This is a genomic window from Bradyrhizobium diazoefficiens USDA 110 (genome assembly GCF_000011365.1).
GTDB lineage: Bacteria > Pseudomonadota > Alphaproteobacteria > Rhizobiales > Xanthobacteraceae > Bradyrhizobium > Bradyrhizobium diazoefficiens.
In genome coordinates, this window is sequence record NC_004463.1 from 7,441,870 (window position 1) to 7,464,777 (window position 22,908).

At 65.5% G+C, this 22,908-nt stretch carries 13 protein-coding genes; 11 read left to right on the forward strand and 2 right to left on the reverse strand.

Going from position 1 to position 22,908, the window contains the following annotated elements:
• The first annotated feature begins 98 nt into the window (after positions 1-98).
• From BJA_RS34245 to BJA_RS34270, 6 genes are read left to right on the forward strand one after another with little or no spacing between them, the layout of a single operon-like run.
• Positions 99-2,948: a bifunctional transaldolase/phosoglucose isomerase gene (locus tag BJA_RS34245; protein ID WP_011089497.1), complete on the forward strand. Its 2,850-nt coding sequence runs from the start codon at positions 99-101 to the stop codon at positions 2,946-2,948.
• A 13-nt stretch (positions 2,949-2,961) separates the two neighbouring features.
• A complete protein-coding gene (gene gnd, locus BJA_RS34250; protein ID WP_011089498.1) occupies positions 2,962-3,960 on the forward strand; it encodes a phosphogluconate dehydrogenase (NAD(+)-dependent, decarboxylating) in 999 nt (332 codons plus the stop codon).
• A gap of 40 nt (positions 3,961-4,000) precedes the next feature.
• On the forward strand, positions 4,001-5,512 hold the full coding sequence (gene zwf, locus BJA_RS34255; RefSeq protein WP_011089499.1) for a glucose-6-phosphate dehydrogenase: 1,512 nt from the start codon (positions 4,001-4,003) through the stop codon (positions 5,510-5,512).
• Complete coding sequence (pgl, locus tag BJA_RS34260; protein WP_028174545.1) at positions 5,512-6,261, forward strand: 6-phosphogluconolactonase; 750 nt, start codon at positions 5,512-5,514, stop codon at positions 6,259-6,261. Before zwf ends, pgl begins: the two co-directional genes overlap by 1 nt.
• Positions 6,248-6,790 (forward strand): gluconokinase, encoded by a 543-nt coding sequence (locus BJA_RS34265; RefSeq protein ID WP_011089501.1) that lies wholly within the window; start codon positions 6,248-6,250, stop codon positions 6,788-6,790. The genes pgl and BJA_RS34265 overlap by 14 nt, the downstream gene beginning before the upstream one ends.
• Positions 6,787-7,599 (forward strand): Cof-type HAD-IIB family hydrolase, encoded by an 813-nt coding sequence (locus BJA_RS34270; RefSeq protein ID WP_011089502.1) that lies wholly within the window; start codon positions 6,787-6,789, stop codon positions 7,597-7,599. Before BJA_RS34265 ends, BJA_RS34270 begins: the two co-directional genes overlap by 4 nt.
• Before the next feature lie 82 nt (positions 7,600-7,681).
• Here BJA_RS34270 and BJA_RS34275 read toward each other — a convergent pair whose 3' ends face one another.
• Positions 7,682-9,487: a glycoside hydrolase family 15 protein gene (locus BJA_RS34275; protein WP_011089503.1), complete on the reverse strand. Its 1,806-nt coding sequence runs from the start codon at positions 9,485-9,487 to the stop codon at positions 7,682-7,684.
• Between the two features lie 29 nt (positions 9,488-9,516).
• Positions 9,517-11,478: a 4-alpha-glucanotransferase gene (gene malQ, locus BJA_RS34280; protein WP_011089504.1), complete on the reverse strand. Its 1,962-nt coding sequence runs from the start codon at positions 11,476-11,478 to the stop codon at positions 9,517-9,519.
• Between the two features lie 203 nt (positions 11,479-11,681).
• Between malQ and BJA_RS34285 the strand changes: the two genes are divergently transcribed.
• Genes BJA_RS34285 through treZ form a run of 5 tightly spaced genes read left to right on the forward strand, consistent with a single transcriptional unit; the run spans position 11,682 to position 22,907 of the window.
• On the forward strand, positions 11,682-13,628 hold the full coding sequence (locus tag BJA_RS34285) for a maltotransferase domain-containing protein (RefSeq protein ID WP_011089505.1): 1,947 nt from the start codon (positions 11,682-11,684) through the stop codon (positions 13,626-13,628).
• 12 nt (positions 13,629-13,640) lie between these two features.
• Positions 13,641-16,937: a maltose alpha-D-glucosyltransferase gene (treS, locus tag BJA_RS34290; protein ID WP_011089506.1), complete on the forward strand. Its 3,297-nt coding sequence runs from the start codon at positions 13,641-13,643 to the stop codon at positions 16,935-16,937.
• On the forward strand, positions 16,930-19,077 hold the full coding sequence (gene glgB, locus BJA_RS34295) for a 1,4-alpha-glucan branching protein GlgB (RefSeq protein WP_038965697.1): 2,148 nt from the start codon (positions 16,930-16,932) through the stop codon (positions 19,075-19,077). The genes treS and glgB overlap by 8 nt, the downstream gene beginning before the upstream one ends.
• A 3-nt stretch (positions 19,078-19,080) precedes the next feature.
• Positions 19,081-21,159, forward strand: a complete 2,079-nt coding sequence (glgX, locus tag BJA_RS34300) for a glycogen debranching protein GlgX (RefSeq protein WP_011089508.1) — start codon at positions 19,081-19,083, stop codon at positions 21,157-21,159.
• Positions 21,156-22,907 carry a malto-oligosyltrehalose trehalohydrolase gene (gene treZ / locus BJA_RS34305; RefSeq protein ID WP_011089509.1) on the forward strand — a complete coding sequence of 584 codons (1,752 nt, stop codon included), beginning with the start codon at positions 21,156-21,158 and terminating at the stop codon, positions 22,905-22,907. The genes glgX and treZ overlap by 4 nt, the downstream gene beginning before the upstream one ends.
• Position 22,908 lies beyond the last annotated feature (1 nt).

The window sequence follows — 22,908 nt, forward strand, 5'->3', positions numbered from 1 at the left end:
TTGATTGGTTCCCTCCCGGGAGCATCTAAGCTAGAGGATAGCGCGTCAGGACCGGCGCGGAAACCCCTCGCCCGCAGGCTTGGAGATAAATAAGTATCATGAATCCCGTCAAAGAACTGGAAAAGCACGGACAAGCCGTCTGGCTGGACTTCCTGGCCCGTGGCTTCATCGCCAAGGGCGACCTCAAGCGGCTGATCGACACCGACGGCGTCAAGGGCGTCACCTCCAATCCGTCGATCTTCGAGAAGGCGATCGGCAGTTCGGACGAGTACGACGCCCCGATCGGCAAGGCGCTGAAGCGCGGCGACCGGAGCGTGGCCGACCTGTTCGAAGCCGTCGCGGTCGAGGACATCCAGAACGCCGCCGACGTGCTCCGCCCGGTCTATGACCGCCTCAAGGGGGGCGACGGCTATGTCAGCCTGGAGGTCTCGCCCTATCTTGCGATGGACACCACCGGGACGGTCGCCGAGGCACGGCGGCTCTGGAAGGACGTCAACCGCAAGAACCTGATGGTTAAGGTGCCGGCGACGCCGGAAGGCCTGCCAGCGATCGAGACGCTCATCGGCGAGGGCATCAGCATCAACATCACGCTGCTGTTCTCCAGGGACGTCTACCTCCAGGTCGCGGAGGCCTATCTCGCCGGCCTCGAGAAATACGTCGCGGGCGGCGGCGATCCGTCGCATGTCGCGAGCGTCGCGAGCTTCTTCGTCAGCCGGATCGACTCGGTGGTCGACAAGCAGCTCGACGAGAAGATCGCGCGCGCCAACGACCCCAGCGAGAAGGAACGGCTTGCCGCGCTGAAGGGCAAGGTCGCCATCGCCAACGCCAAGGTCGCCTACCAGGATTACAAGCGCCTGTTCTCCGGTTCCCGCTGGGACAAGCTCGCCGCCAGGGGCGCCAAGCCGCAGCGCATGCTGTGGGCCTCGACCGGCACCAAGAACAAGGATTACAGCGACGTCCTCTATGTCGAGGAGCTGATCGGCCCCGACACCATCAATACCGTGCCGCCGGCGACGCTGGATGCGTTCCGCGACCACGGCAAGCCGCGCGACAGCCTGGAAGAGAACATCGACGACGCAAGGCGCGTGCTGGAGGAGCTGGAGCGCTCCGGCGTCTCGCTCGACGCGATCACCGAAGAGCTGGTCAAGGATGGCGTCAAGCTGTTCGCCGACGCCGCCGACAAGCTCTACGGCGCCGTTGCGCACAAGCGCGCCACCGTGCTCGGGCCCGCGCTCGACCGCCAGCAGTTGTCGCTCGGCGACGGGCTCGGTAAGGCGGTGGCGAAGAGCACCGAGGAATGGCGCGCGTCGGCCAAGATCCGCAGGCTGTGGCAGCGTGACAAATCGGTCTGGACCGGGGCCGACGAGGACAAATGGCTCGGCTGGCTCGACAGCGCCGCCAAGGCCGACGTCGCCGACTACGAGGACTATGCGAGCCGCGTGAAGGGCCAGAAATTCTCCGATGCGGTCGTGCTCGGCATGGGCGGATCGAGCCTCGGGCCCGAGGTGCTGGCCGAGACCTTTGCGCGAAAGTCAGGCTTTCCGAAGCTGCATGTGCTCGATTCCACGGATCCCGCCCAGGTGCGGGCGATGGAAGCGAAGATCGACATCGCCAACACCGTGTTCATCGTGTCCAGCAAGTCCGGCGGCACCACCGAGCCGAACGCGATGAAGGACTATTTCCACGACCGCGTCGCGCAGGCGGTCGGCCCCAAGGTGAAGACCGGCCACCGCTTCATCGCGGTGACCGATCCCGGCTCGTCGCTGGAGAAATCGGCCAAGACGCTGAACTACGCCCGCATCTTCCACGGCGAGCCCTCGATCGGCGGCCGCTATTCGGTGCTCTCGCCGTTCGGCCTCGTACCGGCGGCGACCGCGGGCATCGACGTCAAGACCTTCGTCAAGCATGCGCTCGCGATGGCCCGCTCCTGCGGACCGGACGTGCCGCCAAGCGAGAATCCCGGCGTGCAGCTCGGCCTTGCCATGGGCCTCGCCGGCCTCGAAGGCCGTGACAAGGTGACGATCCTGTCGTCGAAGAAGATCACCGATTTCGGCGCCTGGGCCGAGCAGCTGATCGCGGAATCGACCGGCAAGGAGGGCAAGGGCCTGATCCCGATCGACGGCGAGCCGCTGGGCGAAGCCGCAGCTTACGGCAACGACCGCTTCTTCATCGACATCCGTACCGAGGGCGAGGCGGACGCCGCCCATGACTCGAAGCTTGCCGCGATCGAAGCGGCCGGCCATCCCGTCGTGCGCATCGTGATGAAGTCGATCGACCATCTCGGTCAGGAGTTCTTCCGCTTCGAGATGGCGACGGCGGTGGCAGGCAGCATCCTCGGCATCAACCCGTTCGACCAGCCGGACGTGGAAGCGGCCAAGATCAAGACCCGCGAGCTCACCGCGTCGTTCGAGAAGACCGGCGCGCTGCCGGCGGAGCAGCCGGTGGTCAGCACCGACGAGGCCGATCTCTATACCGACGAGGCCAACGCCACGGCACTGCGCGCCGCCGGCGCCAACGGCGACCTCACTTCCTGGCTGAAGGCGCATCTCTCGCGCTCGGGCCATGGCGATTATGTCGCCCTGCTCGGCTACATCGCGCGCGACAAGGCCACCATCGACGCGCTTCAGGCGATGCGGCTCGAGGTGCGCGAGAAGCGCCATGTCGCGACCTGCGCCGAGTTCGGACCGCGCTTCCTGCACTCGACGGGACAGGCCTACAAGGGCGGGCCCGACAGCGGCGTGTTCCTCCAGATCACCGCTGACGACGCCAAGGACCTGGCCGTGCCGGGCCAGAAGGCCAGCTTCGGCGTGATCAAGGCGGCGCAGGCGCGCGGCGATTTCGATGTGCTCACCGAGCGCGGGCGGCGCGCATTGCGCGTCCACCTGAAGGGCGGACTCAAGAAGGGTCTCGCGGCGCTCAACGCGGCGCTTAACGACGCGCTGAATTAAGGGAATCTCTCAGATGCAACTCGGCATGATCGGCCTCGGCCGGATGGGCGGCAACATCGTTCGCCGGCTGATGCGCCACGGCCATTCGACCGTGGTCTATGACAAGGACGCCAAGGCCGTCGCCGGCCTTGCCGCAGACGGCGCGGTAGGCTCGGCGACGCTGGAGGAGTTCGTCGCAAAGCTGGAGCGGCCGCGCACGGCCTGGGTGATGCTGCCTGCGGGACGCATCACCGAGACGACGATCGACACGATCGCGGGCGTGATGCAGGAAGGCGACGTCATCATCGACGGCGGCAACACCTTCTGGCAGGACGACGTCCGCCGCGGCAAGGCGCTGAAGGCACGCGGCATCCACTATGTCGACGTTGGCACCTCCGGCGGCGTCTGGGGTCTCGACCGCGGCTATTGCATGATGATCGGCGGCGAGAAACAGGTGGTCGACCGGCTCGATCCGATCTTCGCCGCGCTCGCGCCCGGCGCCGGCGACATTCCGCGCACGGAAGGACGTGAGGGGCGCGATCCCCGCATCGAGCAGGGCTATATCCACGCCGGCCCCGTCGGCGCCGGCCACTTCGTCAAGATGATCCACAACGGCATCGAATACGGCCTGATGCAGGCCTATGCCGAAGGGTTCGACATCCTCAAGAACGCCAACATCGATGCCTTGCCGGCGGACCATCGCTACGATTTCGATCTCGCCGACATCGCAGAAGTCTGGCGGCGCGGCAGCGTGATCCCGTCCTGGCTGCTCGATCTCACCTCGACGGCGCTCGCCGACAGCCCGGCATTGGCGGAATATTCCGGCTTCGTCGAAGATTCCGGCGAAGGCCGCTGGACCGTGAATGCGGCGATCGACGAAGCGGTGCCGGCCGAAGTTCTGACCGCGGCGCTCTACACACGTTTCCGTTCCCGCAAGGAACACACCTTCGCCGAAAAAATTCTCTCCGCGATGCGCGCGGGTTTCGGCGGCCACAAGGAGCCGAAGCAGCCGGGCGCTTCGAAGCCCAAATAAAAGGCGAAGTATCAAGTAACAGAGCGAAGGCCGATCATTCGTGACAAAAGACCCGCAAGCCAAGCGCAAGCCGGAAAATTGCGCCTTCGTCATCTTTGGCGTGACCGGAGACCTTACTCATCGCCTTGTGATGCCCTCGCTCTACAATCTCGCGGCCGAGCACCTGTTACCGGAAAAGTTCTGTGTCGTCGGCGTGGCCCGCAAGGGCCAATCGGATGACGAGCTGCGCAGCAGCCTGTTGAAGGGCCTGCGCCAGTTCGCGACGCGACCCGTGGACGACGATATCGCCCAGAAGCTGCTGCAATGCCTGACCTTCGTCGAGGCCGACCCGAAGGACTCGCCGTCCTTCGACCGCTTGCGCGAGCATCTGGATTCGCTGGAATGCGCGCAGGACACCGGCGGCAACCGGCTGTTCTATCTGGCAACGCCGCCCGCCGCGTTCGCGCCGACCGCGCGCGAGCTCGGCCGCACCGGCATGATGGAGGAGAACGGCGCCTGGCGACGCCTCGTGATCGAAAAGCCGTTCGGCACCGATCTCGCCTCGGCACGCGCGCTGAACGCCGAGCTCCTGAAGATCATGGACGAGCACCAGATCTACCGGATCGATCACTATCTCGGCAAGGAGACGGTGCAGAACATTTTGGTGCTGCGCTTTGCCAACGGCATGTTCGAGCCGATCTGGAATCGCAACCACATCGACCACATCCAGATCACGGTGGAAGAGAAGCTCGGCGTCGGCCATCGCGGCGGCTTCTACGACGCCACCGGCGCGCTGCGCGACATGGTACCGAACCATCTGTTCCAGCTGATGTCGCTGGTCGCGATGGAGCCCCCCGCCCGCTTCGACGCGCATTCCGTGCGCTCCGAGAAGGCCGACGTGCTCACCTCGATCCAGCAGCCCAGCCGGGAAGAGGCGCTGAAGAATTCAGTGCGCGCGCAATATCTCGCCGGCCGCATCGGCGACGAGGAGATCACGGACTATCGCAAGACCGAGGACGTCAAGCCCGGCAGCACCACCGAGACCTTTGTCGCGCTCAAGCTGATGATCGACAATTGGCGCTGGGCCGGCGTCCCCTTCTACTTGCGCACCGGCAAGGCGCTGGGTCACAAGCGCACCGAAGTCGCGATCAAGTTCAAGCAGGCGCCGCTGTCGATGTTTTCGGGCACGGACGTCGACCGCCTGTCGCAGAACTTCCTTACCATCGGCATCGCGCCGACCGAGACCATCGAGCTTCAGTTCAACGCCAAGATTCCGGGCCCGAGCATCACCATCGACGGCGTCGAGATGAAGTTCCGCTATGGCGACTATTTCCGCGTCGATCCCTCGACCGGCTACGAGACGCTGATCTACGACTGCATGATCGGCGACAACATACTGTTCCAGCGCGCCGACGGCATCGAGGCCGGATGGCAGGCGGTGCAGCCGTTCCTGGACGCCTGGAAGAGCGAGGGCACCAACGGCATCGAGACCTATGAAGCCGGCAGCGACGGCCCCGCCTGCGCGGACGAGCTGCTCCGGCGCGACGGACGAAGCTGGCGGAAGTTTTCGTGATGGCGGCGGCCGGCAAGCCGAAGCTGATTGTCGCGGCCGACGCCGAGGCCCTTGCGCAGGCCGCGGCGGAACGGGTGATGGCGCGGATTGGCGCCAATCCGGGGCGTATCGCGATCTGCCTGACCGGCGGCTCGAGCCCGAAAAAGCTCTATCAACTGCTCGGCGGCGATTCCTGGCGTGGAAAAATCCCGTGGGATCGCGTGCACTGGTTCATCGGCGACGAGCGCTTCGTGGCTGAGAACGATCCCCTCAACAACATGGCGGTCGCGCGCGCGACCTTTCTCGACCGCAATGCGCCCTCCGGCCATGTCCACCCGATCCCGACCGCGACTGAGAACCCGGATCAAGGCGCCGCCGCCTATGCGCGCGAGCTGCAGGCCTTCTACGGTTCGGAAAGCCTCGATCCGGCCCGGCCACTGTTCGACCTGGTCTTGATGGGCGCCGGCCCGGACGGCCACACCGCCTCGCTGTTTCCCGGCTATCCCGAGATCGAGGAGAGCAAGCGTTGGGTCGTCGGGGTGCCCAAGGCCAATGTGGCCCCCTTCGTGCCGCGGGTCTCCCTCACCCTGCCCGTCCTTGCGTCCTGCCGCGAAATGCTGTTCGAGATTGCGGGACATGACAAGCAGCCGATCTTGACGCGCCTCCTCAATGGCGAGACTCTGCCGGCTGTACGCGCGCGCTCGAATGGTGAGACCGTCTGGCTGGTCGACCAGGCCGCGCTTCCGGAGGAAATTCGTGGGCCGCGTTGAAGCACCTTGTGCGTTGATCGTGATGGGCGTGTCGGGTTCGGGCAAGAGCACGGTTGCGGAGGCGCTGGGCGAGCGGCTCGGCTGGCGCTTCGAGGACGGCGACAGCTTTCATCCCGCCAGCAATGTCGAGAAGATGAAGGCCGGCCATCCCCTCACCGACGAGGACCGCTGGCCCTGGCTCAACGCCATCGCCGACGAGATCGAACGGGTCTGCAAGAGCGGCAAGCACGTCATCATCGCCTGCTCGGCGCTGAAGCACACCTATCGTGACGTACTGCTGCGGGGGCGCGACGACGTCCGCTTCGTCTTCCTGAAGGGCACGAAGGAGCTGATCGCCGAACGCCTCGCGCACCGCAAGGGCCACTTCATGCCGCCAGGGCTGCTGACGAGCCAGTTCAACACGCTGGAAGCCCCGGAGGCGAGCGAGCACGTCGTCACCGTCTCGATCGACGAAACCGTCGAGGCGATCGTGGACGGCGTCGTGCGGCAATTGAAACTGGGCGGCGCAATACCCAAGGTTCTGCCATGACGCCAATCTCACTCGTGGTCTCCGACGTCGACGGCACGCTGCTGACCAAGGACAAGACGCTGACGGAACGTGCGAGGTCCGCGGTGCAGCGGCTGCACCAGGCTGGCATCGGCTTCACCATCACCTCCAGCCGCCCCGCCATCGGGATGCGCTTCCTGATCGAGCCGCTGGCGCTGTGGCTGCCGGTCGGCCCGTTCAACGGCTCCTCGATCGTCGATCCCGAGATGAAGCCGGTCGAGCAGCACCTCATCCCCGCAGGCGCGGTCGAGCGGTCCTTGCAGATCCTCCGGGAGTTCCGCGCCGACATCTGGCTGTTCACCACCGACAAATGGCTGATCGACAACCCTGGCGGTAAATACGTCGCCCATGAGCAGCACACCATCCGCTCCGATCCGACCATCGTGACGGATTTCTCGCCGTACCTTGCCAGCGCCTGCAAGATCGTCGGTGCCAGCACCGACGCCGCCGGGCTCGAGCGTTGCGAGAAGGCGATGCAGGAGGCGCTCGGCAGCGAGGCGACCGCGGTGCGCTCGCAGACCTATTATCTCGACATCACCCCGCCCGGCTTCAACAAGGGCACCTTCGTCGAGGCGATGGCCAAGCGCCTCGGCATCGCGACCGACACGGTCGCCACCATCGGCGACATGCAGAACGACCTTGCGATGTTCCGCGTCAGCGGCACCTCGATCGCCATGGGCAATGCCACCGACGACGTCAAGGACCGGGCCACCCACGTCACCGCAACCAACGAACAGGACGGTTTTGCGGAGGCAATGGAGATGATCTTGAAGCGGAACGGGGTCGGCTAGGGCTTGATGGCCTCAACTATCGCCTGCCGCTGGGTGCCCACCTCTCCCCAGCGGGGAGAGGTGAAGAACCTGCCGCGCCGATCTACTTCGACCGCTGCATCGCGGGCTTCTCGCTCTCCTGCCTTGCCGCCGATAGATTATGCGCGGTGTTGACCAGCGCGATGTGGGTCAGCGCCTGCGGGAAGTTGCCGGTCTGGCGGCCCGCCACGGAATCGTATTCCTCGGCCAATAGCCCGACGTCGTTGGCAAGGGCGGCCACGCGGTCGAACAGCACCTGCGCCGTGTCGAGATCGCCCGACAGCACATAGGCATCGGCGAGCCAGAGGGTGCAAGCCAGGAACGCGCCCTCGATCGGCTGCTTTTCCTCGGACACCTCGCGCGGATCGTGCCGCAGCACGAAGCCGTCGCGCATCAGGTGCTTTTCGACGGCCGCGATGGTACCGCGGATGCGCGGGTCCTCCGCCGGCAGGAAGCCGACCGCCGGCACCAGCAGCACGCTGGCGTCGAGCAGCTTTGAGCCGTAGGACTCGACGAAGGCATTTTCCTCCGCGTCGAAGCCATTGTTGCAGACGTCGCGGTGAATGGCCTCGCGCAGCGCGCGCCAGTGCAGCAGCGGCGCCTTGAAGCCAAAGGTCTCGGCGCTCTTGATGCCGCGGTCGAAGGCGACCCAGGTCATCACCTTGGAGAAGACGTAGTGCTTCGGCTCGCCGCGCCGCTCCCAGATGCCGTGGTCGGGCTGGTCCCAGACCTCGGCGAGATGATTGAGCACCGCGCATTCCAGCGCCCAGGTCGCTTCGTCATTGAGCTTGAGCCTGGCCATGCGCGACTGGTGGAAGGCGTCGATCAGCTCGCCATAGACGTCGAGCTGCAGCTGTGCATGCGCGGCATTGCCGACGCGGACCGGCTGGGCGCCCTCATAGCCGTCGAGCCAGCGCGCCTCCCATTCCAACAGGCGCCGCTGGCCCCAGATGCCGTACATGATCTGCATGTTCGCCGGCGAGCCGGCGGCGGCGCGCAAGAGCCAATTGTGCCAGGCCAAGGCCTCCTCGGTATAACCCGAGTTCATCAGCGCCAGCAGCGTGAAGGTGGCATCGCGCAGCCAGCAGAAGCGGTAGTCCCAGTTCCTGCTGCCGCCGAGCTTCTCGGGCAGCGAGGTCGTGGGCGCCGCGACGATGCCGCCGGTCGGGCCGAAGGTCAGCGCCTTCAGCGTGATCAGCGAACGCATGATGAGATCGTGATACTCGCCGTCCCGCGTGCAGCGGCTGCACCAGTCCTTCCAGAATTTTTCGGTCTCCTGGAGCGCGATCTCCGGATCGATCGGCTCGGGCGGGTCGAGGTGCGAGGGGCCATAGGTCAGCACGAACGGCACGGTCTCGCCGGCCTTCACCTCGAATTCGGCAACCGTCGTCAGGTCCTCGCCGCGGGTCCCGACCGGCGTGCGCAGCACGGTCATGTCCTGGCCGGCGACCGCCAGCAGCGAACCGTCCTTGCAACGGCGCACCCAGGGAATGTCGATGCCAAAGCCGAAGCGGATCACGAGCTCCATCCGCAGCTTCACCGTACCGCTGACGCCGCGGACCAGCCGCACGACGTCGGACGCCTTGCCGCGCGGCGGCATGAAGTCGATCAAGGCGACAATGCCGCTCCTGGTCTCAAACCGCGTTTCGAGGATGAGGGTATCGCCGAGATAGCGGCGTGACGTCGTGGTGACGTCCCCGGCCGGTGCGATCTGCCAGCGGCCGTTCTTGCGCGTGCCGAGGATTGCGGCAAAGCAGGCGTCGGAATCGAAGGCGGGCCAGCACAGCCAGTCGATCGAGCCGTCGCGCCCGACCAGCGCCGCGGTCTCGCAGTCGCCGATCAGCGCATAGTCCTCGATCCTCTGAGACACTGTCGTGCGAGCCTAAAAACCCCGGCGGACTAACTCCCGCCGAGCAACGAACGTTCCCGCGTCGCCGCTCTCAAGGCCGTGAGATCGACCTTCGAGGCGATCTTGTCGAGCGTGACAGGCAGGCGCTGCCGCCAGTTCGGATGCTCGTCGATCGTGCCGGGAATGTTGGGCTGGTCGATCACGCCGAGCAGATCCTCCAGCGACACCGCGAGCAGCCGCGAGGGCGTGCGCGACAGGAAGGCGAGCACCGAATAGAGATCGTTGGCGTTGATGCCGTTCTGGCGCAGGATCTCATCGAGCATGCCGAGCGCATGCCAGCGGGCCTTGTCGTCCTCGCCGGGATCGAGCCCGAGCGACAGCTTCATCTTGAGATCGCTGAAGGAGCGCCAACCCGCATAGGTGCAGAGGTCGTGCGTGTTCAGCGTCACCAGCGCGTTCGGCCGGTAATAGTCGATGTTGCGGAAGTGGCCGGCATCGTCGCGCTCGAACATCATGACGAGGTAGGACCAGATGCCGAAATCCTGCATGGTCTCGCGAAAACCTTCCGGCACCGTGCCGAGGTCTTCGCCGATCACGATGCACTTATGGGCCGCGCTCTCGCGCGCCACGGCGCCCAGCAGCGCCTCGAACGGCATCTGCACATAGGCGCCGTTGTCGGGCTTGAAGCCGCGCGGCACGAGATAGAGCCGCTTCAGCCCGAGCACGTGATCGATCCGGATGGCGCCGGCATGGCGCATCGAGGCGGCCAGCATGTCGGCGAACGGCACGAAGGATTGCGCCTCCAGGCCGCCGGCATTGAAGCCGGCAAGACCCCAGTCCTGGCCGACCGTGTTGAGCACGTCGGGCGGCGCGCCGACGGCGAGATGGCGCGAAATCGCCGTCTGCTCGTTCCAGGCATCGAAGCCGTTGGACTGCACGCCGACGGCAACGTCGAGATAAAGCCCGACCCGCATGCCGAGCTGGCCGGCCAGCTCCTTGGCCGCGTGCAATTGGCTATCGGCGGTCCATTGCACGAATTCGACGAACTCGACCTCGCGCTTGTCAGGACCGTTGCGCAGCCGGGCGCATTTTGTCTCGTCGGGCTGCCGCCACTCGGGCGGCCATTCCCACCACGGCCCGGTGAAGCGATGCCGCAGCACCTCGAAGCAGGCAAAGCGGGACAACAGCGGCGCGCGGTCCGCGCGGAAGGCGTCGAACTGATTGCGGCGGACGCCGCTCGCGCTCCGCACGAAGCTGTTAAAGGCAGCGCGCAGGGCGAGCCATTTCAGCGCCGCCATGTCGGCATAGGGGACGCGATCGCCTTCGCGCAGCCGCGCGGCGGTCGCGGCCGCATCGGGGACGAGGTCCGCGGAAAATTCCGGGATCGCCTCGACGTCGATGTAGAGCGGATTGAGAAACAGCCGGCTGTTCGGCGAATAGGGGCTGCAATCGGCCGGGTGGTCGTCGAACAACACGTGCAGCGGATTGAGGCCGACGCCGTCGGCCCCGAGCTGTTTTGCGAGCCGGACGAGATCGGCAAGGTCGGTGAAATCGCCGATGCCCCAGTTGCGCTCCGAGCGGACGCCGTAGAGCTGCACGGCGAGCAGCCAGCCGCGGTCGAAATCGCCGCCGAAGGCGCGCTCTGGCGCCACGATCATCGGCACCTCTTCGGTCACGCCCTCGGCATCGGTCAGCGTCAAGCGGTGGTAGCCGAGCGGCAGGCCGGCGGGCCAGGCGATGACGGGCTCGCGCGTCTCGCCTTGTGCGATCACGTTGCCGTTGCCGGCGATTTTCCATTGCAGCGGCGGAGCGCCGGTGGCCGCCAATTCCGTCCGCGGATGTCCCAGGGCGCGAACCACCACGGGCCCGCTGACGAAGCGATAAACCCGCTTCTCCGGCAGGGCGTCGAGGATGGATTTGAGCGCCACGGGATCGGTGACCCGCAGCTTTCCGAGGGCGTCCACGAATTCGGACTGAACACCCTTGATCTGGGCTTGAGCTAAAAGATCCATTCGGCACGCAGCTTGCAGGCCATTGTGTGGCCGGGGGCAGGGATTTTAACGAGGTGGCGGAAGACGTTAGTCAGGGGTAACTCAAAAACGGGCCTGCCGTTCCCAGGCGGAACTAATGACACACAAGCGGCTTTCTATATAGGTATCAAGCGTAGGTTCCCGACAAGGGAAACGGGCCCTGCTTTCTTGTCAATGGCATCACCGTGAACAAGACAATTCAAACTGTCGAAAGTGCCGCAGCCGGCAGCGCTTTCCTCATCGAAGACGTCTATCCCTTGATCGACGGCGGCCGTTTCGCCGTGAAGCGGATCGCGGGCGAGTGCGTCGAGGTGTGGGCCGACATCTACCGCGACGGCGAGGCCGTGGTCGGCGCCGCGCTGATCTGGCGACGCGAGCAGGACCGGGAATGGCGGAGCGAGCCGATGATCCATCACGGCAATGACCGTTGGTCCGGCGCGTTCACGCCCGTCGAGCCCGGCCAATATCTCTACGCGATCGAGGCCTGGACCGACGAGTTCGCGACTTGGTCTCACGCGGTCGCGCGCAAGCGGCTGTCCGGCGCCGATGTCAGCCTCGACGCCATCGAGGGCGCCGGGCTCCTGACCAAGGCGCATGGCGCGCGGCAGGACGCCGCGGCGGTGATCGTCAGACAATGCGAGGACTATCTTCAGACCGGCGATGTCACCCCGCTGCTCTCAACCGAGCTCGGCAGCGCCATGGCCGAGAGCCAGTCGCGGCCCGACCTCACGCGCTCGCCGCTCTTCCCGCTGATCGCCGACCGCGACAAGGCGCGCTTTGGCGCCTGGTATCAGATGATGCCGCGCAGCCAGGGCCGGATCCCCGGCCGGCACGGCACGCTGCGCGACTGCATCGCGCGCGTGCCCGATATCGCCGCGATGGGCTTCGACGTGCTCTACTTCACGCCGGTCCACCCGATCGGGCATAACAGGCGCAAGGGCCGCAACAATGCGCCGGTGGCGACCGCAGGCGAACCCGGCTCGCCCTATGCGATCGGCACCGCCGAGGGCGGACACGATGCACTGCATCCCGAGCTCGGCACCATCGAGGATTTCCGCGCGCTGGTTGCGACCTGCCTGGAATACGGCCTCGAGCTCGCGCTCGATTTCGCCGTGCAATGCTCGCCGGACCATCCCTGGCTGACGCAGCATCCGGAATGGTTCAAATGGCGGCCGGACCGCTCGGTGCGGACGGCTGATGGCCCCTATTCGGACATCGTCATCCCCGATTTCGCCTCCGTCGACCGGGCCGGGCTGTGGAATGCGTTCCGCGACGCGATGCTGTTCTGGATCGACCATGGTGTCACCATCTTCGCCATCGACAATCACGATACCGCGCCGCTTCCGTTCTGGGAGTGGCTGATCCGCGACATCCGCCGCCGGCATCCCGAGGTGATCCTGTTCTCGAAGACGTATGCACGGCCGAAGCTGATGAATGGCCTCGCCAAGCTCGGCTTCGCGCAGTCCTTCACCTATTTTCCCTGGCGCACGTCGAAGTGGGAGGTGGAGCAATATCTCGGCGAGCTGACGCGTTATCCCGAGCGCGACTTCTATCGCCCGAACCTGTTCGTGAACACGCCGGACCTGCTGCCCTTTCATCTCCAGAGTGGCGAAGCCTGGGCCTTCAAGTCGCGGCTCGCGCTGGCCGCGACGCTGTCGGGCAATTACGGGATCTATAGCGGCTTCGAATTGCTCGAACACGAAGCCATCCCCGGCCGCGAGGAATATCTCGATTCCGAGAAGTACCAGATCAAGCAGCGCGACTGGGACAAGCCGGGCAACATCAAGCCCTACATCGCCGCTCTCAACCGCATCCGCAACGACAATGCGGCACTCCAGCAGACGGCGAATTTGCGGTTTCTCGGCATCGAGGACGGCGAGACGATCAGCTTCGTGAAAGAGGCGACCGATCCGGCCAACGCCGTCGTCGCCGCCATCGCCCTCACGCGCGATGCGCGCGAATTCTGGTTGCCGCTCGGCGACCTCACCATCGACGCCGGCGGCCAGCGCCGCCACGTCACCGCACTCGAAAATCTCCTCACCGGCGAACAGTCCCGCATCGAATGGGGCGGGATCAGGTTGCGTATCGATCCCGACCGCGATCCGGCGCTGCTGTTCCGCTGCCTGGCGTAAAGGCTTAACGCCATGAATGTTCTGTCTTCCGTCGATACCAAGAAGATTGAGGCTGCCGAGGTCGTGGATGAGCTCTGGTACAAGGACGCCATCATCTACCAGCTGCACGTCAAGGCGTTTGCGGACAGCAACAATGACGGCATCGGGGACTTCGCCGGCCTGACCGAGAAGCTGCCCTATCTCCAGGAGCTCGGCGTCACCGCGCTGTGGCTGCTGCCGTTCTATCCCTCGCCCGGGCGCGACGACGGCTACGACATCGCGGACTACGGCTCGGTCAATCCCGATTTCGGGACGATGAAGGACTTCAAGCGCTTCATCCAGGAGGCGCAGAAGCGCGGCTTGCGCGTCATCACCGAGCTTGTCGTCAACCACACCTCGGACCAGCACAAATGGTTCAAGCGTGCGCGCCGCAGCCATCCGGGCTCGAGCGCCCGCAACTGGTACGTCTGGAGTGACACCGACCAGAAATACCAGGGCACGCGCATCATCTTCACCGACACGGAAAAGTCGAACTGGACCTGGGATCACGAGGCCGGCGCCTTCTACTGGCACCGCTTCTTCTCGCACCAGCCGGACCTCAATTTCGACAATCCGCGCGTGGTCAGCGCGCTCATCCAGGTGATGAAGCGCTGGCTGGACGCCGGCGTCGACGGCTTCCGGCTGGATGCCATTCCCTATCTCTGCGAGCGCGAGGGCACTTCGAACGAGAACCTCCCCGAGACGCATGCGATCATCAAGCGTCTGCGCCAGGAGCTGGATTCCTACTCCAAGGGCAAGCTGCTGCTGGCCGAGGCCAATCAATGGCCGGAGGACGTGCAGGAATATTTCGGCCGTGGCGACGAGTGCCACATGGCCTACCACTTCCCGCTGATGCCGCGCATCTACATGGCGATCGCGCAGGAGGACCGCTTCCCGATCACCGACATCCTGCGCCAGACGCCGGACATTCCGGCAAGCTGCCAATGGGCGCTGTTCCTGCGCAACCACGACGAGCTGACGCTGGAAATGGTCACCGACGTCGAGCGCGACTATCTCTGGACCACCTACGCCAACGACCCGCGCGCCCGCATCAATGTCGGCATCCGCCGGCGCCTCGCGCCGCTGATGGACAACGACCGCCGCAAGATCGAGCTGATGAACTCGCTCTTGCTGTCGTTCCCCGGTACGCCGATCATCTATTACGGCGACGAGATCGGGATGGGCGACAACATCTATCTCGGCGACCGCAACGGCGTGCGCACGCCGATGCAGTGGAGCCCGGACCGCAACGGCGGCTTCTCGCGCTGCGACCCGGCCCGTCTCTACGCGCCGCTGATCATGGATCCGGTCTACGGCTATGAATCGGTGAACGTGGAGGCGCAATCGCGCAGCCTGTCCTCGCTGCTCAGCGCCACCAAGCGGCTGATCTCGGTGCGCAAGTCGACGCTCGCCTTCGGCCGCGGCACCATGACCTTCATCCGCCCGGCCAACCGCGCCGTGCTGGCCTATGTCCGGCAGTACCACGACGAGGTGATCCTCTGCGTTGCCAACCTCTCGCGGGCGGCGCAGGCGACCGAGCTCGACCTGTCGCCGTGGAAGGACCGCATCCCGCAGGAGATGCTCGGCCGCACCCGCTTCCCGCCGATCGGCGAGCTGCCCTACATGATCACGCTGGGGCCGTACGGCTTCTACTGGTTCCATCTCATGGAGCGCGACAAGTCCGAGCCGGTGACGCCGCGCGCGGTGCCGGAATTCGAAACGCTGGTGGTGCCGGTCAACTCGACCTGGGTGTCGCTGGCGCGCGAGCGCGGCGTGTTCGAGCACGATGTGCTGCCGGGATTCCTGTCGCGGACACGCTGGTATCCCGAGCACGATCCCAAGCACATCAAGCCGACGCTGACCTCGGCGGTGCCGTTCTGCGACATCGGCGACAACCGGCCCTGGATCGCGTTCTTCGAGGCGGCGCAACAGGACGCCGTTGCGACCCGCTACGTGCTGCCGATGCAGATCGAATGGGTGCGCTTCGACCGCGAGCGCTTCAACCCGAAGGCGCTCGCCGCCGTGCGCCAGGGCGCGCGCGAAGGTACGCTGCTCGACGTCGCGACCGACCAGATCTTCATCGGCTTGTTCCTGCGCAACCTGTCGCAGAACCTGGTGGTGGAAGAGAACAATCTGCGGCTGGAGTTCAAGGCGACCAGCCGGTTTGCCGACTACACCATCAAGGAGCCCGGACGCATCCGCGCGATCGAGCAGTCGAACAGCACCGCGCTGGTCGACAACCAGTACGTCGCCAAGATCTATCGCCAGCTCGAAGGAGGCACCAATCCCGAGATCGAGATCGGCCACTACCTCACGGAAGTCGCCCGCTTTGCCAATACGCCGGCGCTGCTCGGCAGCGTCGAGCTGGTCGAGGGCGATCAGCGCAGCACACTCGGCGTGCTGCATGCCTATGTCGAGAACCAGGGCGACGGCTGGGCGGTGACCACGGGCTATCTCGACCGCTATATCGACGAGCAGCGCGTCTTGTCGGCGGGCGAAGCGCCGCGCGAGACCCAGGAGCAGTCGCCCTACCTGCACTTCGTCATGCAGATCGGCCGGCGCCTCGCCGAGCTGCATGTCGCTCTGGCCGCGGCAAGGCCTGACGATCTCGCTCCGGAGCCGATCGGCTCCGCCCACATCAGGCACTGGGTCTCCGACCTCAAGGCACGCGCCGGGCGGGTTTTCGAGCGACTGGCCGACAGCCGCGACGGCCTGCGGGAAGCGGACCGGCCGCTGATCGACCAGCTCACGGCGCTGCGCACGAGCCTGCCCGACCGCCTGAATGCGCTCTTGCCATCCGACATCGACGGGTTGAACATCCGTCATCATGGCGACTTCCGCCTCGGGCAAATTCTGATCGTGAAGGACGATATCTGCATCATCGACTTCGACGGCGATCCGCGTCTGCCGCTGGCCGACAAGCGGCGCAAGCTGCCTGCCGCACGCGACGTCGCCGGTCTGATCCGCTCGATCGATCTTTCGGTGAACGTGGCGCTTGGCCGGGCCCTGTCAGGAGGCACTGACGAGCAGAGCCGGCTTGTAGCCGCGCTCAGTGAATGGCGCGAGCGCGCCACCACGACCTTCCTGTCCGCCTATCGCGAGGCCATGACCGATCGGCGGCTGTGGCCGGAAGATCCGCAATCCGCGGAAGGCCTGTTAAGGTTTTTCCTGCTTGATCAAGCGTTCGACGAAGTAGAGTACGAGCTGTCCCACCGGCCTGAGGGGCTCCATGCGCCGCTGACCGGACTGCTTCGCATTCTGTCCAATGCCGAGAGCGAAGCCCATGCCTAAACTACCTGCCGAGGCCTACGCGATCATCGAGGGCCGCCACGCCGACCCCTTCCACTATCTCGGGCTGCATCCCGAGGGCGGCAAGAGCGTGGTGCGCGCCTTTCTGCCCGAGGCCTCCAATGTCGAGGCGGTTGGCGAGCACGGCGAGGTCGCCCGGCTCGACCGCGTCCACGACGCAGGCCTGTTCGTCGGCGCCTTGCCGAACGGCTCGAAGCATTACCAGCTACGCGCCAAATTCGGCGACAGCATCGTCGAGTTCGAGGACGCCTACCGCTTTCCGCCGATCCTGACCGATTTCGACCTCTATCTGCTCGGCGAAGGCACCCATCAGCGCCTCTATGACAAGCTCGGCGCGCATCCGATGACGCTCGACGGCGTCGACGGCATCGGCTTCGTGGTGCTGGCGCCGAATGCGCGGCGCGTGTCCGTGGTCGGCGATTTCAATTTCTGGGATTCGCGGCGCCATCCGATGCGGGTGCGCGGCAGCGGCTATTGGGAATTGTTCATCCCGCACGCCAAGCGGGGCGATCACTACAAGTTCGACATCGTCGGGCCACACGGCCATCAGCTGCCGCTGAAATCCGATCCGATGGCGTTCGCGAGCGAGGTGCGTCCGAAGACGGCCTCCATCGTGTTCGACGAGGCGCACCTGCCGCGGCCGCGCCCGGCGCCTGACGGCATCAATGCGCTGTCGGCGCCGATGTCGATCTACGAGGTCCATCTCGGCTCGTGGCGGCGCAAGGGCGACAATGAATGGCTCACCTACCGCGAGCTGGCCGAGCAGCTGCCGGCCTATGCCCGCGACATGGGGTTTACGCATCTCGAATTCCTCCCCGTCAGCGAGCACCCGTTCGACGGCTCCTGGGGCTATCAGCCGACCGGCCTCTATGCACCGACCAGCCGGTTCGGCACGCCGGAGGATTTTGCCGCACTGGTCGACGCCTGCCACCGCGAAGGCGTCGGCGTGCTGCTCGACTGGGTGCCCGGCCATTTCCCGGACGATCCGCACGGGCTCGGCAGCTTCGACGGCACCTCGCTGTACGAGCACGCCAACCCGCTGCAGGGCCGGCATCTCGACTGGGGCACGCTGATCTACAATTACGGCCGCACCGAAGTGACGAACTTCCTGGTGTCGAACGCGCTGTTCTGGCTGGAGCGCTACGCGATCGACGGCCTGCGCGTCGATGCCGTCGCATCGATGCTCTATCTCGACTACAGCCGCCCGCCCGGCGCCTGGATTCCGAACCAGTATGGCGGACGGGAGAACATCGAGGCGATCGCGTTCCTGCGCCGCTTCAACACCGAACTGTTCGCCCGCTTTCCGCAGGCAACCACGGCGGCGGAAGAATCCACGGCGTGGCCGCAAGTCTCGCGCCCGGTCGAATTCGGCGGGCTCGGCTTCGGCTACAAGTGGAACATGGGCTGGATGCACGACACGCTGAACTACATCAGCAAGGATCCGATTCACCGCAAGCATCATCACGGCGAGATCCTGTTCGGCCTGCACTATGCCTTCTCGGAAAATTTCATCCTGCCGCTGTCGCATGACGAGGTCGTGCACGGCAAGCGCTCGATCCTGGGCCGCATGCCCGGCGACGAATGGCAGCGCTTCGCGAACCTGCGTGCCTATTACAGCTTCATGTTCGGCCATCCCGGCAAGAAGCTCTTGTTCATGGGCGCCGAGATCGCGCAAAGCCGCGAATGGAATCACGACCAGTCGCTCGACTGGCACCTGCTCGAATACAAATATCACTCGGGCATCCAGGCGCTGATCCGCGACCTCAACCGGCTCTATCGCGCGGTGCCGGCGCTGCACCAGATGGACTGCGACCAGGCCGGTTTCGAATGGCTCATTACCGACGACGCCAATCGCAACGTGTTCGCCTGGCTGCGCAAGGGGCTCGACGAGCACGCGCGCTGCCTCGTGATCGTCAACTTCTCCCCCAACGTCTATCGCAACTATCGCGTTCGCGTGCCCTTTGCCGGCAAGTGGAAAGAGGTGCTCAACTCGGACTCCGCCCATTATGGCGGCAGCAATGTCGGGAACATCGGCGAGGTTCATGCCGTCGACGGCAAGACGCCCGAGCTCCGCCTCACCATTCCGCCGCTCGCCGCGATCTTCCTCGTTCCGGAAAGCTGACCGATGCGCCTGACTGCCGGATCGCCCGCACGCCTCGGCGCAAGCTGGGACGGACGCGGCACCAACTTCGCGCTGTTCTCGGCCAACGCGCAGAAGGTCGAGCTCTGCCTGTTCGACACGCAAGGCCGCCGCGAGCTCGAGCGCGTCGAATTGCCGGAACGGACCGAGGACGTCTGGCACGGCTATCTCAACGACGTCTCGCCGGGCCAGCTCTATGGCTATCGCGTACACGGCCCCTACGAGCCCGAGCACGGCCACCGCTTCAACGCCAACAAGCTGCTGCTCGATCCCTATGCCAAGCGGCTCTCCGGACGACTGGTCTGGAGCGATGCGCATTTCGCCTACCGCACCGGCAGCCCGCGCGAGGACCTGTCCTTCGACCGGCGCGACAATGCGCGCGGCATGCCCAAAGCCGTCGTGGTCGACGAGACCTTCAACTGGGGCCGGCGCGAGATCCGCCCCAACATCGCCTGGGAAGACACGATCATCTACGAGGCCCACGTCAAGGGCCTGACGCAGAAGCGCGACGACGTCCCGCCGAACTTGCGCGGCACCTATGGCGGCCTGTCGTCGCCGGCGATGATCGAGCATCTGAAGAAGCTTGGCGTCACCACGATCGAGCTGCTGCCGATCCACAGTTTCGTCGACGACCGCATATTGGTCGAGAAGAAGCTCGCCAATTACTGGGGCTACAACACGCTGTCCTTCTTCGCGCCCGAGCCCCGCTACGCCCAGGACAACGCGCTCGATTCCTTCCGCACCACGGTCGCGCGCCTGCACGATGCCGGCATCGAGGTGATGCTCGACGTCGTCTACAACCACACCGCCGAAGGCAACCACCTCGGCCCGACGCTGTGCTACCGCGGCATCGACAACGCCTCCTATTACTGGCTGAACCGCGAGAACCCGCGCTATTACGACGATTTCACCGGCTGCGGCTCGTCGGTGAACCTCACCCATCCGCGCGTGCTGCAGATGGTGATGGATTCCCTGCGCTACTGGGTCGAGGTATGCCATGTCGACGGCTTCCGCTTCGACCTCGCCACGACCCTCGCGCGCGGGCCCAACGGTTTTGATCGCGGCAGCTCGCTCCTGACCGCGATCCGGCAGGATCCGGTGCTGGCCGCCGTCAAGCTCGTCGCCGAGCCGTGGGACCTCGGGCTTGGCGGCTACCAGGTCGGGGCGTTCCCCTCGCAATGGTCGGAGTGGAATGACCGCTATCGCAGCGCCATGCGCCGCTACTGGAGCGGCGAAGGCAGCCTGATCGGCGACATCTCCAGCCGCATGACGGCATCGTCCGACCTGTTCAACCACGACGGACGTCGGCCGCGCGCCAGCATCAACCACATCACCGTGCATGATGGCTTCACGCTGGCCGACCTGTTCAGCTACAACGAGAAGCACAACGAGGCCAATGGCGAGGACAATCGCGACGGCTCCAACGACAACCACAGCAACAATTGCGGTGTCGAAGGGCCGACCGACGATCCCGGGATTCTCGGTCTGCGCCGCCAGCTTCGCAAGAACGTGCTGGCCTGCCTGATGCTGGCGCAGGGCGTTCCCCTGCTTCTCGCCGGCGACGAGGTCGGCAATTCGCAATCCGGCAACAACAACGCCTATTGCCAGGACAACGAGGTCGGCTGGGTCGGCTGGGGCAATCTCGGCAAGGACGGCGACGACATGGTCGATTTCGTCGCCGGTCTCGCCGACATCCGCCGCCGCTTCTCGCAGCTTCGCAGCCATCGCTGGCTCGACGGGCGCCCCAAAGACGGCCTCTCCTACGGCGCGCTGTGGCTGACGCCTGCCGGAGAGGAGATGACGGAGAACGACTGGAAATTCCCGGAAGGGCGGTTCCTCTCCTATGTGATGGGGCCGATGGAACCGGGCGGGGCCGCGATCTTTATCGTCCTGAACGCCGCTCCCGAAGAGATCGCATTCAAATTGCCCAAGATGACCGAATATAAGAGCTGGCAGCAGATCCTCAACACGACCGATGCCAAGCTGAACACGATCGACTTCCAGCCTGGAAGCGACAGCAAGGCGCCGCCGCGCTCCGTGCTCGCCTTCGCGGGGGCGCTATGAGGCCGTCCTTCGGCGCGAGGCCGACGAAGGAGGGCGTGTCGTTTCGCCTGTGGGCGCCCGGCGCGCGACGAGTCGATCTCCTGCTCGACCGAAGGCACGCGATGCAGCGCCGGCAGGACGGCTGGTATGTGGCCGAGATCGCCAGCCTGACCACCGGCAGTCCCTACAAGTTCAGGATCGATGACGAGATCGACGTGCCCGATCCGGCCTCCGCCTTCCAGCCCGAGGACGTGTTCGGCCCGAGCGAGGTGATCGATCACGACGCCTTCGCCTGGCGCGCGCGCGACTGGCGCGGCCGTCCCTGGGAAGAGACGGTGCTGATCGAGAGCCATGTCGGCACCTTCACAGCGGAAGGTACTTACCGCGCCATGATCGACAGGCTCGATCATCTCACAGCGACCGGCATCACCGCGCTTGAGCTGATGCCGCTGGCCGATTTCGCCGGCTACCGCGGCTGGGGCTATGACGGCGTGCTGTGGTATGCGCCCGACAGCGCTTACGGTCGGCCCGAGGACCTGAAGACGCTGATCGACGAGGCGCATCTGCGCGGGTTGATGGTGTTTCTCGACGTCGTCTACAATCATTTCGGCCCCGAAGGGAATTACCTCGGACGCTATGCGCCGAGCTTCTTCACCGACGCGCATACGCCCTGGGGCAGCGCCATCGACTATCGCCTGTCGCAGGTGCGGGCCTTTGCGGTCGAGAACGCACTGTCCTGGCTCAGCGATTATCGCTTCGACGGACTGCGACTCGATGCCGCCAACCACATCATGGCGCTGCCCGGCGAGCAGTCGATGCTGCAAGACCTCAGCGTCGCCGCCGGCGAGCTTGCCAAGGCCACGGGGCGGCACATCCATCTGGTGCTGGAGAACGGCGACAATCGCGCCAGCCTGCTTGACGCCGCGCAGGAGCCGCCGAACGGCAAATATCGCGCGCAGTGGAACGACGACTATCACCACGTCTGGCATGTGATGCTGACCGGCGAGCTCGCCGGCTACTATGCCGACTACCAGACACCGCGCATGGATCTCGCACGCGCGCTCGCCTCGGGCTTCGTCTACCAGGGCGAGATCTCGGAGTTCTGGGGCAAGAAGCCGCGCGGCGAGCCGAGCCGCGAGCTGCCGCCGGCGACCTTCGTCAACTTCCTGCAAAACCACGACCAGATCGGCAACCGTCCGCTCGGCGAGCGGCTCGAAAGCCTGGCATCGCCGCGGCAGATCGAAGCCGCGCTCGCAGTCACGCTGCTGGCGCCGATGGTGCCGATGCTGTTTCAGGGCGAGGAATGGGGCTCGAAGGTCCCCTTCCCGTTCTTTTGCGACTTCCAGGGCGGGCTGGCCGACGCCGTGCGCAAGGGACGCAGGCAGGAATATGCCTGGGCCTATGAGAAATACGGCGACGAGGTGCCCGACCCGCTCGATCCGGCAACACTGCAATCGGCCGTGCTCGATTGGGGCGGCCGCACGCCGGAGCAGGATGCGCGGCTGGCTCTGGTGCGTGACCTGCTCGCGCTCCGCCGCAAGGAGATCATGCCGCGGCTGAAAGGCGCGCGCTTCGGCGACGCCGAGGCGACCGATAGCGGCTTGCTCCGCGCGCATTGGCGCATGGGCGACGGCACGACGCTGCGCCTCGTCGCCAATCTCTCGGATCACGAGATCATTTCCACTGACAATGCGGGCACGCCGATCTGGGGCGGCGCGGCCGGCGATCGCCTTCCGCCCTGGTCGGTGGTCTGGCGCCTCGGAGGTTGAC

Coding starts and splice junctions, on each gene's coding strand:
- BJA_RS34270 (WP_011089502.1), top strand. CDS start 6,787: ATGACGCCAATCTCACTCGTGGTCTCCGACGTCGACGGCACGCTGCTG.
- glgX (WP_011089508.1), top strand. CDS start 19,081: ATGCGCCTGACTGCCGGATCGCCCGCACGCCTCGGCGCAAGCTGGGAC.
- glgB (WP_038965697.1), top strand. CDS start 16,930: ATGCCTAAACTACCTGCCGAGGCCTACGCGATCATCGAGGGCCGCCAC.
- BJA_RS34245 (WP_011089497.1), top strand. CDS start 99: ATGAATCCCGTCAAAGAACTGGAAAAGCACGGACAAGCCGTCTGGCTG.
- gnd (WP_011089498.1), top strand. CDS start 2,962: ATGCAACTCGGCATGATCGGCCTCGGCCGGATGGGCGGCAACATCGTT.
- treZ (WP_011089509.1), top strand. CDS start 21,156: ATGAGGCCGTCCTTCGGCGCGAGGCCGACGAAGGAGGGCGTGTCGTTT.
- pgl (WP_028174545.1), top strand. CDS start 5,512: ATGGCGGCGGCCGGCAAGCCGAAGCTGATTGTCGCGGCCGACGCCGAG.
- malQ (WP_011089504.1), bottom strand. CDS start 11,478: ATGGATCTTTTAGCTCAAGCCCAGATCAAGGGTGTTCAGTCCGAATTC.
- treS (WP_011089506.1), top strand. CDS start 13,641: ATGAATGTTCTGTCTTCCGTCGATACCAAGAAGATTGAGGCTGCCGAG.